A 15,810-nucleotide genomic window follows, 5' to 3' on the forward strand; every position below is an offset into this window, starting at 1 on the left:
GAGCTGGGCAGGCGCTTCCGCTTTTCTCGGTGTCTAGTTCCAGCGCCTAGCTCCTCGGGTCATAAGCCACTCCGGCTGTGCGGCTGAAAACATGCCGCTTCGCCAGATCGTCTTATGCCTGTCGGAGCTGGGCAGGCGCTTCCACTTTTCGATACAAAAAGTCCCCCGCAGTGATACTGCGGGGGACGGATAGGACGGGTTCGCAAAAAAATGCGCGTCCGGCTTGTCCTCGCAAGCTTACGGTTCGGTGCTCATGAAGGCAGGTCTCCTGGCTCGTGATCAATGCTAGCTGCGCCTTCCCGGGATTTTCCCAGTGGCATGTTGCAGTTCACTCTCACATACAGTGGCGGGACCGCGCCGGAATTGCACCGGCTTCCCTTTTAACTCATGTTCTTAGACATAAGCACCTTCATGATTGCTATTCAGTTTGTTTGATGACTCTATTATACACCGAAAGTTCTAATTGTCTTCTACATTTTTTCCGGCGCTTGGACGCCGACGGTTTTCAATGCGTTGGCGAGTGTCGTCTTGACCGCTTCGATGAGCGCCAGGCGTGCACGCGTCAAGTCTTCATTGGATGCATCCAATACTTTATTGGCGTTGTAGAAGCTGTGGAAGTTGGACGCCAGTTCATGGATATACGCCGTGACGCGGTGAGGCGCACGGAGTTTCGCAGCGTCCGCGATGACTTGCGGGAAATCGCCGATTTTCTTCAATACTTCGATTTCCTTGTCATCCTTCAGCAATTCCAAATGCTCGGTTGAAGCGGTAAAGTTCTGTTCAGCTGCCTGGCGCAAAATCGAGCAGATGCGCGCATGAGCGTACTGGGAATAATAAACCGGATTTTCGTTGGACTGGGAAACGGCCAAATCCAAATCAAAGTCCATGTGCGAATCGCCTGAACGCATCGCGAAGAAATAACGGACCGCATCTAAGCCCACGAGTTCGACCAATTCGCGCATCGTTACGGCTTTGCCGGTGCGTTTGCTCATCTTCATTTTTTCGCCGTCTTTATATAATTGCACCATTTGGATAATACTCACTTCAAGCGTATCACGGTCATAGCCGAGTGCTTCGATCGCCGCTTTCATGCGCGAGATGTAGCCGTGGTGATCGGCGCCCCAAATATTGATGAGCTTATCGAAGCCGCGCTGGAGCTTGTCTTCATGATACGCAATATCCGGTGTCAAATAAGTATACGTGCCATCGTTTTTGATGAGCACACGGTCTTTGTCGTCGCCGAACGTCGTCGAGCGGAACCACGTCGCGCCGGCTTCTTCGTAAATATGGCCATTATCACGCAGCTTTTTCAAAGCGGCATCGATTTTGCCGTTTTCATAAAGGGAGGTTTCCGAATACCATACGTCGAAATTGACGCGGAAATCCGCCAAATCTTTCTGCAGTTTCGCAAGTTCTACTTTCAAGCCGTGTTCGCGGAATGCTTTATAACGTTCTTCCTCAGTCATATGGAGGAATTTATCGCCGTGTTCGCTGACGAGGTCTGTTGCGATATCGATGATGTCCTGGCCGCGATAGCCGTCTTCCGGCATGCTCGGACCTTTGCCGAGCGCTTCAAAATAACGCCCTTCGATCGATAGCACCAAATTATTAATCTGGTTGCCTGCATCGTTGATATAGTATTCACGGGACACTTTATAGCCAGCAAGGTCCAAAATATTGCACATCGAGTCACCGACAGAAGAGCCGCGGGCGTGCCCTAAGTGAAGGTCGCCTGTCGGGTTCGCGGATACAAACTCGACTTGGACGCGCTGATCTCCGCCAGCGTTTGAACGGCCATATTCCGTTCCTTGCTCAAGTACGGTTTTGGCGACATCATTCAAATAATCTTTTTTAATCACGATATTGATAAAGCCTGGTCCTGCAATCTCGACCTTTTCTATATTTGCAGACTGCGTGTCGAGGTTTTCCACAATGGCTTCTGCAATAGCACGAGGCGGCTTTTTCGCGAGGCGCGTCAATTGCATGGCGACATTTGTCGCATAGTCGCCGTTCGCTTTGTCTTTCGGTGATTCCAATTGGACATTTACCGGTTCATCCGTCAACCCTGCTTTATGGACCGCATCGGCGATTGCTTGTTTAATCGAGTGCTGCACTTGTTCTACTGCGTTCATTTGGTTCCCTCCATAAACTGTATTTCCATTTCGTATTCGCCGACGTAATCATTTCCGAGCGCCAAATCATAGCGCACATGGAAGCGGCTGTCCGTGACGGCCAATTCATGCGCTTTTGTCGTCAGCATGAAAGAGCCTTCCCCGTTGCGCAAATTGCCGGTTTGTTCTTTGTCGAGCAAGAACGGCAGGCGCATCTGCAAGCCTCCGCTCCTCATGACGACGGCTTCTTGTTCACCGAGTTTGACCGTAGTCCGGATGTCGAGTTCATCTTGGCGCTCCTCGTATTGCAAATAGCGGCGGCCGCCTTTCTCTGTCAACACGCCCTCTGCTCGAAGCTCCATCACTTGCTCTTCCGACCCCGGTTGGCGGATGGTCGTCGTCAATTTGATTTTTACCGTTTTTTTCATTTCTGCATCCGCCTTTCCGTTTTGTTAATAACCTTTTCATTATAGCCCGACTGCTTGCGCTTTTTCAATGTTATGTCGGTGAATACACCTCGGTTTTCTCCAGCAGTGCCTCCCTCATTCTGTAAACCGCCTGCTTCTTTTGCCTTTAAACGAAAAAAAAGCCGCCGCAAAACGACATCAAGCGTTTTGGGCAGCCCTTGAAACTATTTCACCCAGCCGAGAATCATTTCGCGGATGAGTTTGCTTGCTGTGTTGGCGGTTTGGTCGGAATGATCATACACTGGCGCGAGTTCGACAAGGTCGAAACCGACAACGTTGACGCCGGATGCCGCGATGGCATGGATCGATGCGAGTAGCTCACGCGAAGTGATGCCGCCTGCATCGACCGTGCCTGTACCCGGCGCATGCGCCGGATCGAGCACGTCCATATCAACCGTGATGTAAACCGGGCGCCCGTCGAGTGTCGGCAACACTTGTTTCAACGGCTCGAGCACTTCGAATTTATAAAGATGCAGGCCTTGTTCTTTCGCCCAATCGAACTCTTCTTTCATGCCCGAACGGATGCCGAACGAATAGACATTCTTCGGTCCGATCTGATCCGCGATTTTACGGATCGGTGTGGAGTGGGAATATTCCTCGCCTTCGTAGTTTTCGCGAAGATCGGTATGCGCGTCAAAATGAATGATCGCGAGGTCGTCATATTTGCTGGCGACCGCTTTCATGACCGGTAGCGACACCAAATGCTCGCCGCCCATGCCCATCGGAATTTTCCCGTCGGCTAATAGCGTGTGCACGTAAGTCTCGATTTCAACAAGGGATTTTTCTGGATTGCCGAATGGCAACGGAATATCGCCCGCGTCGAAGAATAGCACGTCCCCGAGTTCACGGTCCAAATACAGGCTGTATTCTTCAAGCCCGATTGATACTTCACGGATTTTGTTCGGTCCGAAACGCGATCCTGGACGGTAGCTGACGGTCCAGTCCATCGGCATGCCGTAAAGAACCGCTTTCGATTCTTCGTAGTTCGGATGGCTTTTGATGAATACTTTTCCTGAATACGTCTCGTCAAAGCGCATCTTATTTACCCACCAGGTCTTTCACGAATTTCGGCAACACGAATGCAGCGCTGTGCAATTCTTTCGTGTAGTACTTCGTTTCGATGTCATGGAAACGCTCCGCTGGCACTTCTAGCGGGTTGTATTTTTTCGATCCGATCGTGAACGCCCACAAGCCGCTCGGGTAAGTCGGGATGTTCGCCAAATACAAACTCGTGATTGGGAAAATTTCTTTCACGTCTTTTTGTACTTGTTCGATCAAGTCCGCTTTAAACCATGGATTGTCCGATTGTGCGACGAAAATGCCGTCTTCTTTTAATGCTCTGGAGATCCCTGCGTAAAAGCCTTTCGAGAACAAGTTCACTGCCGGTCCGACAGGTTCTGTGGAATCGACCATGATGACGTCGTACTCGTTTTCGGATTCTGCAATGTGCATGAAACCATCTCCGACGATCAATTCGACACGTGCGTCTTCAAGACCCGATGCGATGGAAGGCAAGAATTTTTTCGAGTACTCGATCACTTTGCCGTCAATGTCGACAAGCGTCGCTTTTTTGACCGAAGGGTGTTTCAGGATTTCACGGATTACGCCTCCGTCGCCGCCTCCGACAACCAGCACGTTCTCTGGGTTCGGGTGAGTGAATAATGGTACGTGTGCGACCATTTCGTGGTAGACGAATTCGTCTTTTTCAGAGGTCATGACCATGCCGTCAAGGAAAAGCATATTGCCCCATTCTGCGGTTTCAGCCATCTCCAAATATTGGAAATCCGTTTGCTCAGTATGAAGCGTTTTATTGATTTTCATTGTAATTCCGAAGTTTTCGGTTTGTTTTTCGGTATACCAGAATCCTGCCATGTATAATCAAACTCCTTTAATAATTGATATTCAAATCACTTTACAAAGTATAAGTGTTTTCACCAAAAGTGCAATACTCTTTTCCGCCACTGTTGTTTGCCCGATTTCAAGGCCGGTATGCATCCCGGTTGCGGTTAGTTCCGGTAAGAAGGCCTGCTTGTGTGCATAGAAAAAGGCTTTCTGCAAAGGGAATCGATTCCCTGCACAGAAAACCTTTTTGCCTGATGGGCGCGGAGGAAGTGACATGAGGCATTGGGCTTGGGTTTGTCGCAATGGCTCACAACACTTGCCCGCTATCAGGTGTCCTAGCTTTCTACATGACAAGCTGTACTCTCAGTTTACTTTTTTTCCGGATCAACTTCAACCGCCGGAAGGACCGTTTTTCATCTTTCACATTTCGTTCAATTATCAAAACTTATTTTGATAAGCCATTATGCAGTTGTTCAGTGCTATGCTCCCACATTTCCGGGTTGTGGGTTTTCAAATAATCGGCGAGCACTTTTTTCGACGGAGCATCCATATGGTCGACGATGATTTTGCGTTTCATCGATTTGTCCATCAAGTTGACATGGTCTGCCAACATTTTATAGCCGCGGCGCTTTTCACGGTTGACGACCATTTCACACGCTGTGACACCGGCATAATAAGGGCCGGCCGGGTTGAAATCGATGGTGATCCAGACGAGCCAATAGTTTTTTCCGCCTGCGGAATCTTCTCGGTTGGTTGTGAATTTGATGCCCTTTTCGACTTGGCTTCTGGCGTGCATCGCGCCGATATCGAGCACTGCGTCTTGTTCTTCGACGTCGATGATGAGCGGCGAAACGTTTTCAAGTGACAAGGAACCGATGCCGTATCCTTTGTGGCCGTCCGTCGGATCGTCTTTTATAATGGTGAATCCCAATTTCTTTTTGGGCTTTTCTTCATTTGCCATTTGTACAATTCCTCCATTCTGATATGATAATCCTAACATCCAATGAAAAGGAGCTGTATCCATTATGCCATACGTAACTGTCAAAATGCTTGAAGGTCGCACAGATGAGCAAAAACGCGCACTCGTCGAGAAAGTGACGGCGGCTGTTTCAGAGACAATAGATGCCCCGCCGGAAAAAGTTTTCGTATTCCTAGAAGACCTGAAGAAAAGCGAGTACGCTGTCAACGGCAAGCTGTTGAACGACGAGTAAACAAAAACTCCCCGAGGGGAGTTTTTTTATTTTGTTGGGAAATATGTGTGTTGCTTGTGCTCCTGAGGTAGGAAATGAGATTGGTTGGAGATTGCGCTCCAATCGGACGCTTTCCGCGGACATGGCCTCAGCCGCTTCCCTCGCTCCGCTCAGTCCAGTGTCTTCGGCTCATGCTATTCCCGCAGGAGTCGCCGATTTCCACTCCATTTCTATATTTATAGCGGGGAATAATTATTTCAACTCTGTAACTCAGTCTACACAGTAGCAGAGACTCCTGAAAACGAATCCCTCAATCTAGCCCTTCGTACTGAAGGGAGTGAGGTTTTGAACATTTTACCTCTTGCTTTTATAAGGAAGCGATTTCCCAACCAGCGGATCCACATTCGAGAAGCAGATCTGATTTTACATAATCGAGTTAATGAAATATCACAGCCGCCTCGCGTCACGGGTGAGCCGATGCAGGGAGACAGCGAATTTCTGGCTCACTGCAAGAGGCCAACCCAGAGCAGGGCGGCGAATTCCAAAGTGATGATCCATCAAACGCATACACATTTCCACAGACCAATTCCAAATTCCAGCTCATTTCCTCCAGTTCACGTCAGCTCAATCCCAAGCGAGGCTGCGGATCTTTTCATGAGAAAAGAATTTGCCTTCTCGCTATACCTCAAAAAAAGTCCTAAATAAGCCAATAAAAACAAATTATATAAATGCACTTTCAATCACCCGAAATTTCACTTCACTTTAAGAATGCTTCAATTGCTCGAGCTCTTCCAAAAAACGAAGCGCTTCTTCGGTTTCGGCTTGTGTGAAATTCAATTTCCCTTTGACGCTGTGGAGTTTGGCGATTTGTTCGTTTCTCTCCAAGTGGTCGAAATACAGGAGCGTCGCTGTCAATTCCAGGAAGCGGGCGCTTTTTCCGTTCAGGAGCGCTGCCGCTTGTGGATGCTGTAAAAAGGAAGAGCCTAGAGCATTGCGGAATTCCATGCCTTCATCCGTAACGGCGTATTTATACTGGACGTAGGAGCCTTTGTCTTCGAGTGCTTCGGATAAAAAGCCCATATCGCAAAGCTCATCGATGCGCGCCGCCAGTTCTTCTGAGTACGGCCCGTAAATGTGGAATTCATATTTCTCCTGAAACGGCACGTTCAATTTTTTCATGATATAGATCATTTTCTGCAGTTTCTTGCGACCGGTTACTCCTTCGGCCGTCGCGATAAAGTCGACGATTTTCGCATGTTCTTGGAGCAACTATACCCCTCCTTCTCTAAGCATTTCCAGGATTTGCTGCTTGATGGCTTTTTTCTTGCCGTCGATGAGCAGTTCCGCTGGAAAATACAATTTATAATCGGTTCGGCGTTTGCCGGAAATGGCATCGACAACTTGAGACAGTCGCGATAATTCCTTGACGTCGCCGTTTGGCATCAGTAATTGGATCGGCAAGCGCTCTTCCTCTTCGCCCGGCCGGTAGAAATCATACGGCAAATCGGACGTCGAATCGGCGATCAAATAATACTCTGGATTGATTCCTGCCTGCTCGAATAATGCAGCGAGTTCCCCAAGTTTTTTATAGTCTTTCCCTGGGTCGAAATCGACATACTGGAACAAACGGCGGTTGACGAAGCGGTCGCATAAATCCGCCAGAATCGGATCGCGTTCGTTCATCCATAATTGAAAATAGGTCATCAAGACCCCTTCATCGAGCGCCAAATAATCGGCGAGCGTGAAGCTTCGGTCGAAAAAGGCGAGAAAATGCGTCGGCGGTTGTTTGAATTTATAACCGCTCTCGCTCAACTCTTTAGCGCGCTGCAAGATTTTCCGCAAAATGACTTCTGCGCTTCTGGCGACGGGGTGGAAATATACTTGCCAGTACATCTGGTAGCGGCTCATGATGTAGTCTTCCACTGCGTGCATGCCGCTCGATTTGATGACGACCTGGTCGGCGAGCGGCCGCATGACACGCAAAATGCGCTCCATATCAAAATGGCCGTAGGAAACGCCCGTGTAATAAGCATCGCGCTGCAGGTAATCCATGCGGTCCGCATCGATCTGGCTTGAAATGAGCGACACGACTTGTTTGTTGGAATAGGTTTTCGCGATGACTTCTGCGACATGCGCAGGGAAATCCGCGGACACTTTTTTCAAAATCCCATTCACTTCTGTGTCCCCAGTCAAAATCGCCTTAGTGAACTCCTCGTGGTCCACATTGAACACTTTCTCGAACGAATGGGAAAACGGTCCGTGCCCGAGGTCGTGCAAGAGCGCCGCACATAATACCGTCAAACGTTCGCTTTCATCCCATTCTGGGCGGCCGTGGAATACATCGTCCGAAATGCGCCGGACGATTTCGTAGACGCCGAGTGAATGGCTGAAGCGACTATGCTCTGCACCGTGAAAGACTAGATAAGACGTGCCCAATTGTTTGATGCGGCGCAAACGCTGGAACTCTTTTGAATTGATGAGATCCCAAATCACCTGGTCGCGCACATGGATATACCGGTGAACCGGATCTTTGAACACTTTCTCTTCAACTAACTTCTGTGTCGCGTAGCTCACAGGCACTCCTCCTCGAATCAGTATTGGTTATTCTACACTAATCGAACGATCATTCAAGGGTCCGTTCGAGCATTTTTTCATTGCGCTCAAGAACCCGTTTCAAATAGAACGAATACAATTCGAACTCATCGTTCTTAAGCGGCATTAGGGCAGGCGATCCGAGCAGTGCATGCAAATCGAGCACCACTTCCGGAACGGTGATGTCCCGGCCGAGCAGTTCGCTGAGTGAAGCCATCACTTCAGGCTGGATGTCGGGATAGCCGAATTTCGTTTCTTCGCCCTGTTTCCCTGCTTCATAAAACTCACCGATCACTTCTGCGCGCTGTGCCCCGCTTCCTTCGATACACAGGTACACTTGTACCGCGATGCCGCGGCGTATGCGGCGCTGGGAAATCCCGGCGAACTTCTTCCCGCCGATGCTCAAATCATACGATCCCGGGCAATACGAGCCGACGATTTCGTAAGCATCGATTTTGGCTTCTGGGAATAAAGCTTCAACGAGTTCAAGCATCATGTCGTACCCTTGTGGAATGTCGATGGCGCCTTCTTTTTCCGATAACACGATGGAAATGTTCAGCACACCGGAATCGAGCACCACGGCGAGCCCTCCGGAATTCCGGACAATCACCCGGTAACCTTGGTCTTCAAGTACCGCCATCGCGTCGTCGATATGCGGCAAGCGGTGGTCCTGTATGCCAAGGACGATCGTATCATCGTGGACCCAAGTCCTGACCGTTGGCGGGCTTTTTTGCGAGCCGACCAGTTCGCATAGCGTGTCGTCCGCCGCAAACGACTCGAGCGCTGAGCGTTTGCGTGCGCTCAGCGATTGATCCCAAAACCGCCAATTTTCATCTTCTATAAATAAAGCCATGAATTCATTCTCCTCTTTTGCTCATTGCTCCCTTCAGTTTACCTTTTTCGCAGCAGACTGAAAAGCCAGGAGGACAATGGCAAATTGGTGACATACCGCATTCGGATAGGAACTTAACTGCCGCTTATGATAAACTATTGGGGAGAGATTCATATAAAAGGAGTGTTCTACTGATGAATGAAGCAGCAATCACATTAGACGGCTGGTACGTGCTCCACGATTTCCGTTCCATGGACTGGGTCGCGTGGAAAATGTTGACCGATGAAGAGCGCAATTTCGCGACCGAAGAATTCAACGCCTTCATGGATAAAGTCAACCAAGCCGATGAAAATAAAACCGGTGCTCATGCCCTGTACTCCATTATCGGCCAAAAAGCCGATATCATGCTCATGCTTTTGCGTGAAACGATGGACGAATTGCGCGAGCTCGAAACCGAATACAATAAATTGACTTTGATTGCTTACACGATTCCGACGTATTCTTACGTTTCTGTCGTGGAATTGTCGAACTACCTATCAGGCGAAAGCAACGAAGATCCATACCAGAACCCGCATGTCCGCTCGCGCCTTTACCCGGAGCTTCAGCGTTCCCAGTACATCTGCTTCTACCCGATGGACAAACGCCGCGAAGGCGACGACAACTGGTACATGCTGCCGATGCAGCAGCGAAAGGATTTGATGCTGTCACACGGCAAAATCGGCCGCAGCTACGCCGGTAAAGTCAAACAGATCATTTCCGGTTCAGTCGGATTCGACGATTATGAATGGGGCGTTACGCTATTTGCAGAAGACGTTCTCCAGTTCAAAAAGCTCGTCTACGAAATGCGTTTTGATGAAGTATCCGCTCGCTACGGCGAATTCGGTTCGTTCTATGTCGGCACCATTCTCGACAAAGAAAAAACGACGAAATTCCTCGAAGTATAATCATCAGAAAAGCCGCTCCCTTAAAATGAGGGAGCGGCTTTTCTTATTGCCAAAACAAAATTCACAGTGCTTTCATCGCAGCTATAATCACCATGACCCAGCCGGCAATAAAAGCGACGCCGCCGATCGGTGTGATCGCCCCGAGAATGCCGATTCCCGTCAAGCTGAGGACATACAGGCTTCCGGAGAAAATCACGATCCCTGCAAGCATCAAATATCCGGCCCAGCTAAGTGAGCCGAGCGGGCCGATGAGTGCTGAACTCATCAAAATGGCGACGGCGATCAAGCCGATCGAATGGAACATTTGGTATTGCACGGCAGTCTGCCACGTCTCCAAGTATTTATCCGCTACGCGGCCTTCGAGCATATGCGCCCCGAAAGCCCCGAGTGCGACGGAAAGCAGTCCGTTAACCGCTCCCGCTATCAAGAAAAATTTCATTTGTGTCGTCCTCATTCCATTTAAAATTCAAATAGCGAATCGCCGTTTGCGTCTTCTTCCTTCAGCCTTGTCGCTGAAGGAACCGTTTGCGGCCGGTTCACCGGCTCCGCCGAAAGTGGCATGGCACGCGGCTTTTTCGGCGCTTGTGTTCCGTCTTCAAGCAGCAAATCGCATAACGCACGGATAGCGGCAAGGGATTCCCTGATTTTTTCAGGTTCGCCTTCGCGCGCGCGGGCCGTGTGCTTATCGATTTCGTCTAAAATGCGTGTCGCTTCGATGCCCATGTTTATGGCCCCCCTCTCACCTATTATCACTGTCCAGTTTACCACGCGCACCTAGCATACGTCAGTCCAGGCAGAAATCAATCGGCGCTTGCCCGCGTGATTGTAACAGCTTGTTCACTTTTGAGAACGGCGCACTGCCGAAAAATCCGCGGTGCGCACTCAAGGGACTCGGATGCGGCGCTTCGATGATGTCATGGCGCGCTGTGTCGATCAAGCGTTTCTTCGTTTGCGCTGGGCGCCCCCACAGGATGAAAATGACCGGCTCTTCGCGCTCCGATAACTTGCGGATCACTTCGTCCGTAAACTGTTCCCAGCCTTTGCCCTGGTGCGAATGCGCTTGGCCTTGCCGCACCGTCAGGGCTGTGTTGAGCATAAGTACGCCCTGGTCCGACCATTTCGCCAACGTGCCGTCCACCGGTTTCTGACAGCCCATATCGCTCTCCAGTTCCTTGAAAATATTGCGCAAGCTTGGCGGATGCGCGATGCCTGGCTGAACAGAAAAACTCAAGCCGTGCGCCTGGTCCGGCCCGTGATATGGATCTTGCCCGAGAATGACCGCTTTGACGTCTCCATACGCCGTATGTTCGAAGGCATTCCATATGTTTTTCTTCGCCGGGTAAATGGTCTCTTCCGCATATTCCCGTTTGAGAAATTCCCGCAGTTGTTGGTAATATGGTTTCTCAAATTCTCCCCCGATGACTTCTTGCCAGTCGTTGCTGAAAAGTTGTTTCGGCATATCGTCCACTCCTTTTAAAACTCTCATCTTTTCAAATTACCCGTTCTAGTTCGCTGTAGTCTTCCTTTTTAGCGACCAAATCCAATTACCGCTCTAATCCCGCTAATCTGTATCGCCGGCACATATGAATACTATTTTGCATTTGACAGCCTTCATTTCACCTTACCCTCATGGTACGATGGAAAAAAGGAGCGATAGTGAATGGCAGACTGGCGGCAAAAGATGTCCGACATATCCAAAACGAAAGGCGATAGCGCCCCCGAAAGTGCAAAGCGCGCCGGAATGGGTTGTTTGATCGGCGTCATCGTAATTGTATCCATTTTAACATTGGTGATGGCGGTTGGCCTTACGACTTCCGGCCATTGGCTCATCGGCGGTTTCACGCTGCTGTTTTTTGCAGCTTGTGCTGTGACATTTCTTGCCTTGATTTGGCCCCATAAACCCAAACCGTTGTAAATGACGCAATTTTTCTATAAAATTAGCTCAATGACTAAATAGCTCAAAGGAGACTGACTTATGACACTCAAAAAGACACTCACCATCGCAGGATCCGATACTTCCGGCGGCGCTGGCATCCAAGCCGACCTGAAGACGTTTCAAGAACACGGCACTTATGGGATGAACGCGTTGACGGTCATCGTCACGATGGACCCGGACAATCACTGGAGCCACGGCATCCACCCGATTGCGCTTGATACGCTTGATGCTCAATTGAAGACGGCTTTTTCGACAGGCATCGACGCCTTGAAAACAGGCATGCTGCCGACAGTCGACATTATTGAAATGGCTGGCCGTGCAATCGAAGAATCCGGAATCAAGGATGTGGTCATCGATCCCGTCATGGCATGTAAAGGCGAAGACGAAGTATTGTTCCCGGAAAACGTCGACGCGATGATCAAGTATTTGCTGCCGAATGCAAAAGTGGTCACGCCGAACCTGGTAGAAGCAGGGCAATTGTCCGGCCTCGGAACACTTCAGACGGTGGAAGACCTGCAAAAAGCGGCTGAAAAAATCCATGCGCACGGTGCAAAATTCGTCGTCATCAAAGGCGGCAAGCAATTAAAGCACGAAAAAGCGGCCGATCTTCTGTACGACGGCGAAAAGCATTATTTGCTGACGGCTGAAAAAACTGATACGACATATAACCACGGTGCAGGCTGCACGTTTGCTGCGGCCATCACAGCGAATCTGGCGAATGGCCAGTCTGTAAAAGACGCGGTTTACAACGCAAAAATCTTCGTCTCCACAGCAATCGCCCACGGCTGGAAACTTAATGAATATGTCGGTCCGGTCATGCACGGGGCTGCGAACAAATTCCAAAAAGCTGCAGTCGATGTTGTAGAACTATGATGAACTGAAAAAAGGCAGAGAAAAAGCAGGAATTTTTCTCTGCCTTTTTTATTTGAACGCGCAAAATTGCGAACCGTAAAAAGACCGAAGCATCCTAATCGCATTCATAAGCGGAATTCCCTATACTGATACAATACCGATTTATTTAGGAGGAACATCATGGAATTAGTAGAAGTCAACCAACTCCAAGCGGCGATCGACTCGTTCGCCGGCAAGGATGTCTACCTTCACTTGGAAACAACAAACGGCAGCTATGCGAGCCATTTCAATGAAGGCTTTTTCAATGCCGGCGCATTCATCCGCAATGTCGTCATCAATTTCGAGCTCGGAAAAGTCGTCGGCGACAGCCCACACCGTGTCGGATTGAAACTTCCGCAAGGCTGGGTTTATGCACAAGGCATCACCCATTACGAAATCGATGAACTCGGGCGCCTGCTGCTCGCTGGCCACGACGGAACCGGAAAATTAGCGGTCGCGCTGCAGCTCAGCGAAACACCGTTCAGCTATTAAGGAGGAACTATTATGACCATACCGAAAGAACGCCATGTCCTGGTCATCTTCCCTCATCCCGACGACGAAGCGTTCGGAGTGTCTGGAACGATCACGACTCATATCAAACAAGGAACACCCGTTACATACGCTTGCTTGACGCTCGGCGAAATGGGACGCAACCTCGGCAATCCGCCGTTTGCAACGCGGGAATCGTTACCGGCCATCCGCAAGAAAGAACTCCTCGCCTCAGCTACAGCGATGGGCTTGACGGACCTTCGCATGATGGGGCTGCGTGACAAAACGCTCGAATTCGAAGACGATGAAAAAATGGTCGGCCTGATGGAAACGCTGATCAAAGAAACGAACCCGTCTCTTGTCATCACCTTCTATCCTGACTTTGCCGTGCACCCGGACCACGAAGCAACAGCGCGTGCCGTCGTCCGCGCCATCCGCCGCATGGAAGACCGCCCCAAACTCCATTGCGTCGCGTTCGCCAACAACACGCTCGACGTGCTCGGCGAACCGGACATCGTCTACGATATTACAGACGTTCGCGAACAGAAAATGAACTCCATGAAAGCCCATATTTCCCAAACCGCCTGGATGCTCGAGGAAATGGAGCACAAACTGCAAAACGGCGACACCGAAACCGAAAACTGGCTGACACTCGAGCGGTTCTACAATTACCGCTGGGACCAGGATTTCGAACAAACATTCTAATATCAAACCCGCAGCATACGTCCACAGGACACGTGCCGCGGGTTTTTTTGTGTCTATTTCTCCTGATACCTAAAAATAGTTGCGAAAAATTAGTAAAAAGCTGTTTTCGCGCGATGTGGAGGCTCGATTCTCGCTCCTCGGCAAGCATCCACCTGTAGCGGAATCTCCAACATTAATAGTTTATTCCAAGAAGGCTGGCGGGCAACCCCCGCCTTCTCTTCACATCGATATTATCCATATCCAGCAATAAGATTTTCTTTCACAAAAAGACTGTTATTTTCAGCTGTTTTCAGATAATATAAACATTACTAATGACAGCGGTTTCAATCGGGAAGTGTTGTATAATTAGTATCAATTGCGTTTATTCATACACTAAAAGAAAAAGGGGAATACTATCGTGAAAAAGTTTTCATCTTCTACGTGGCTGTTGTTTTTACTCCCGTCTATTCTCGGGATTTTGTTGTTCCTTATTCCAATCCCGACTGCAGATGGCTGGAAAGTCACCATCGCCGTACTGGCAGGCTTGTTGGCAGACGCCATTGCATCATTCGTACCGTGGGTGGTGCTGGCTGTCTTGCTGATTGCCGCAATCGGATCACTGCTGTTTATCGGAAAAAAAGAAAACACTTCCGATACCGTTCCATTTTTCGAGAAGTTATTTAACGTCCACTTGTTCTGGACATTGACACGCGTACTCGCTGCGGTCTTTGCTATTATGGTGTTGTTCCAAGTCGGCCCGGAACCGATCTGGAATGAATACACAGGCGGCCTGTTATTATCAGGCGATGGCTTGCTGTCGTTCTTGTTCACCATCTTCCTATTTGCAGGCCTGTTCTTGCCGCTTCTCATGAACTTCGGCCTGCTCGAGTTCTTCGGAACGATGATGGCAAAAATCATGCGCCCGCTGTTCCGTTTACCTGGCCGTTCTTCCATTGATGCGCTCGCTTCTTGGGTCGGTGATGGAACGATCGGCGTGCTTCTCACAAGCAAGCAATACGAAGACAATAAATACACGCAGCGTGAAGCTGCAATCATCGGAACGACATTTTCTGTCGTGTCGATCACATTCGCCATTGTTGTCATCGAAGAAATCGGGCTTGGCGCTTACTTCCTTCCCTATTACGGAACGGTCATTCTGGCAGGTGTAATTCTCGCACTCATCATGCCGCGCATTTATCCGCTGGCGCAGAAAAAGACAGAGTTCATGGATGGTTCGCCACAGGAATCCGTTTCAGAAGATGTTCCGAATGGCCATACTCTTGCATCCCACGGGATTGAAAAAGCACTTGAAAAAGCAGATCGCAACCGCTCTGTTTCGAAATTCTTCACAGATGGGATGAAAAACGTGCTGGATATGTGGATCGGCGTCGCGCCGGTCGTTATGGCATTCGGTACGATTGCACTTATCCTTGCTGAATACACGCAGACTTTCGTCTTTCTCGGCGCACCGTTTGTACCGTACTTGACTCTTCTCGGCGTTCCAGAAGCTGCAGAAGCTGCCCAATTGATGGTTGTCGGCTTTGCAGATATGTTTTTGCCGGCCATCCTCGGAGCAGGCATCGAATCTGAAATGACTCGCTTTGTTGTCGCAACCATGTCTGTAACACAATTGATTTATATGTCCGAAGTCGGGGGCTTATTACTCGGCTCAAAAATCCCAGTCAATATTTTCGACTTGGTTATCGTTTTCCTATTGCGTACAATCATCGCTTTGCCAATTGTCGTCGGCGTTGCTCATTTATTGTTCTAATCCAGACAACAGGCGCTTTCCAAGTTGAAGGGAAAGCGCCTTTATCATTGAACAGCTAAAA

18 protein-coding genes and 1 riboswitch are annotated in these 15,810 nt (G+C 49.5%); of the genes, 7 read left to right on the forward strand and 11 right to left on the reverse strand.

Annotation, left to right across the window (positions count from 1 at the left end; genetic code table 11):
- Positions 1-241: 241 nt before the first annotated feature.
- Positions 242-426: riboswitch (cobalamin riboswitch) on the reverse strand.
- Positions 427-470: 44 nt separating this feature from the next.
- From argS to J7E21_RS09710, 5 genes are all read right to left on the reverse strand, one after another.
- Positions 471-2,132, reverse strand: coding sequence for an arginine--tRNA ligase (gene argS / locus J7E21_RS09690; RefSeq protein WP_215107059.1), 1,662 nt, complete (start codon positions 2,130-2,132; stop codon positions 471-473).
- Entirely contained in the window at positions 2,129-2,539 is a 411-nt protein-coding gene (locus J7E21_RS09695) for a YwiB family protein (RefSeq protein ID WP_215107061.1), read from the reverse strand. Before J7E21_RS09695 ends, argS begins: the two co-directional genes overlap by 4 nt.
- Before the next feature lie 203 nt (positions 2,540-2,742).
- On the reverse strand, positions 2,743-3,615 hold the full coding sequence (gene speB / locus J7E21_RS09700) for an agmatinase (protein WP_215107063.1): 873 nt from the start codon (positions 3,613-3,615) through the stop codon (positions 2,743-2,745).
- A gap of 1 nt (position 3,616) precedes the next feature.
- The gene (gene speE / locus J7E21_RS09705; protein ID WP_215107065.1) at positions 3,617-4,450 is read right to left on the reverse strand and encodes a spermidine synthase; all 834 of its coding nucleotides are present in this window, start codon (positions 4,448-4,450) and stop codon (positions 3,617-3,619) included.
- A gap of 415 nt (positions 4,451-4,865) precedes the next feature.
- Complete coding sequence (locus tag J7E21_RS09710) at positions 4,866-5,381, reverse strand: YwhD family protein (RefSeq protein WP_215107067.1); 516 nt, start codon at positions 5,379-5,381, stop codon at positions 4,866-4,868.
- A 64-nt stretch (positions 5,382-5,445) separates the two neighbouring features.
- Here J7E21_RS09710 and J7E21_RS09715 point away from each other — a divergent pair, with 64 nt between their 5' ends.
- Complete coding sequence (locus J7E21_RS09715; protein WP_058382915.1) at positions 5,446-5,631, forward strand: 2-hydroxymuconate tautomerase; 186 nt, start codon at positions 5,446-5,448, stop codon at positions 5,629-5,631.
- Between the two features lie 741 nt (positions 5,632-6,372).
- Here J7E21_RS09715 and J7E21_RS09720 read toward each other — a convergent pair.
- From J7E21_RS09720 to lipL, 3 genes are read right to left on the reverse strand one after another with little or no spacing between them, the layout of a single operon-like run.
- Positions 6,373-6,879, reverse strand: coding sequence for a YwgA family protein (locus J7E21_RS09720; protein WP_215107069.1), 507 nt, complete (start codon positions 6,877-6,879; stop codon positions 6,373-6,375).
- Positions 6,880-8,184: an HD domain-containing protein gene (locus J7E21_RS09725; RefSeq protein ID WP_215107071.1), complete on the reverse strand. Its 1,305-nt coding sequence runs from the start codon at positions 8,182-8,184 to the stop codon at positions 6,880-6,882. It lies immediately after the preceding gene.
- 49 nt (positions 8,185-8,233) lie between these two features.
- Positions 8,234-9,055 carry an octanoyl-[GcvH]:protein N-octanoyltransferase gene (lipL, locus tag J7E21_RS09730; RefSeq protein ID WP_215107073.1) on the reverse strand — a complete coding sequence of 274 codons (822 nt, stop codon included), beginning with the start codon at positions 9,053-9,055 and terminating at the stop codon, positions 8,234-8,236.
- Positions 9,056-9,228: 173 nt separating this feature from the next.
- Here lipL and hemQ point away from each other — a divergent pair, with 173 nt between their 5' ends.
- Positions 9,229-9,978 (forward strand): hydrogen peroxide-dependent heme synthase, encoded by a 750-nt coding sequence (gene hemQ, locus J7E21_RS09735; RefSeq protein ID WP_215107074.1) that lies wholly within the window; start codon positions 9,229-9,231, stop codon positions 9,976-9,978.
- 61 nt (positions 9,979-10,039) lie between these two features.
- On the opposite strand, the gene J7E21_RS09740 is transcribed toward hemQ, so the two are convergent.
- From J7E21_RS09740 to J7E21_RS09750, 3 genes are all read right to left on the reverse strand, one after another.
- Entirely contained in the window at positions 10,040-10,417 is a 378-nt protein-coding gene (locus tag J7E21_RS09740) for a DUF423 domain-containing protein (protein ID WP_215107076.1), read from the reverse strand.
- 20 nt (positions 10,418-10,437) lie between these two features.
- Complete coding sequence (locus tag J7E21_RS09745; RefSeq protein ID WP_215107078.1) at positions 10,438-10,701, reverse strand: YwdI family protein; 264 nt, start codon at positions 10,699-10,701, stop codon at positions 10,438-10,440.
- A 61-nt stretch (positions 10,702-10,762) separates the two neighbouring features.
- Positions 10,763-11,437, reverse strand: a complete 675-nt coding sequence (locus tag J7E21_RS09750; protein ID WP_215107080.1) for a uracil-DNA glycosylase — start codon at positions 11,435-11,437, stop codon at positions 10,763-10,765.
- A gap of 201 nt (positions 11,438-11,638) precedes the next feature.
- Between J7E21_RS09750 and J7E21_RS09755 the strand changes: the two genes are divergently transcribed.
- The 5 genes from J7E21_RS09755 (at position 11,639) to J7E21_RS09775 (ending at position 15,749) form a co-directional block, all read left to right on the forward strand.
- Positions 11,639-11,893, forward strand: a complete 255-nt coding sequence (locus J7E21_RS09755) for a hypothetical protein (RefSeq protein WP_215107082.1) — start codon at positions 11,639-11,641, stop codon at positions 11,891-11,893.
- A gap of 60 nt (positions 11,894-11,953) precedes the next feature.
- A complete protein-coding gene (pdxK, locus tag J7E21_RS09760) occupies positions 11,954-12,787 on the forward strand; it encodes a pyridoxine/pyridoxal/pyridoxamine kinase (protein ID WP_215107084.1) in 834 nt (277 codons plus the stop codon).
- Positions 12,788-12,946: 159 nt separating this feature from the next.
- Positions 12,947-13,297, forward strand: coding sequence for a YojF family protein (locus J7E21_RS09765; protein WP_215107086.1), 351 nt, complete (start codon positions 12,947-12,949; stop codon positions 13,295-13,297).
- A 12-nt stretch (positions 13,298-13,309) separates the two neighbouring features.
- Complete coding sequence (bshB2, locus tag J7E21_RS09770) at positions 13,310-13,999, forward strand: bacillithiol biosynthesis deacetylase BshB2 (protein WP_215107088.1); 690 nt, start codon at positions 13,310-13,312, stop codon at positions 13,997-13,999.
- A gap of 397 nt (positions 14,000-14,396) precedes the next feature.
- Positions 14,397-15,749, forward strand: coding sequence for a YjiH family protein (locus J7E21_RS09775; protein ID WP_215107090.1), 1,353 nt, complete (start codon positions 14,397-14,399; stop codon positions 15,747-15,749).
- Positions 15,750-15,810 lie beyond the last annotated feature (61 nt).

Source organism: Planococcus sp. ISL-109 (genome assembly GCF_018613655.1).
GTDB lineage: Bacteria > Bacillota > Bacilli > Bacillales_A > Planococcaceae > Planococcus.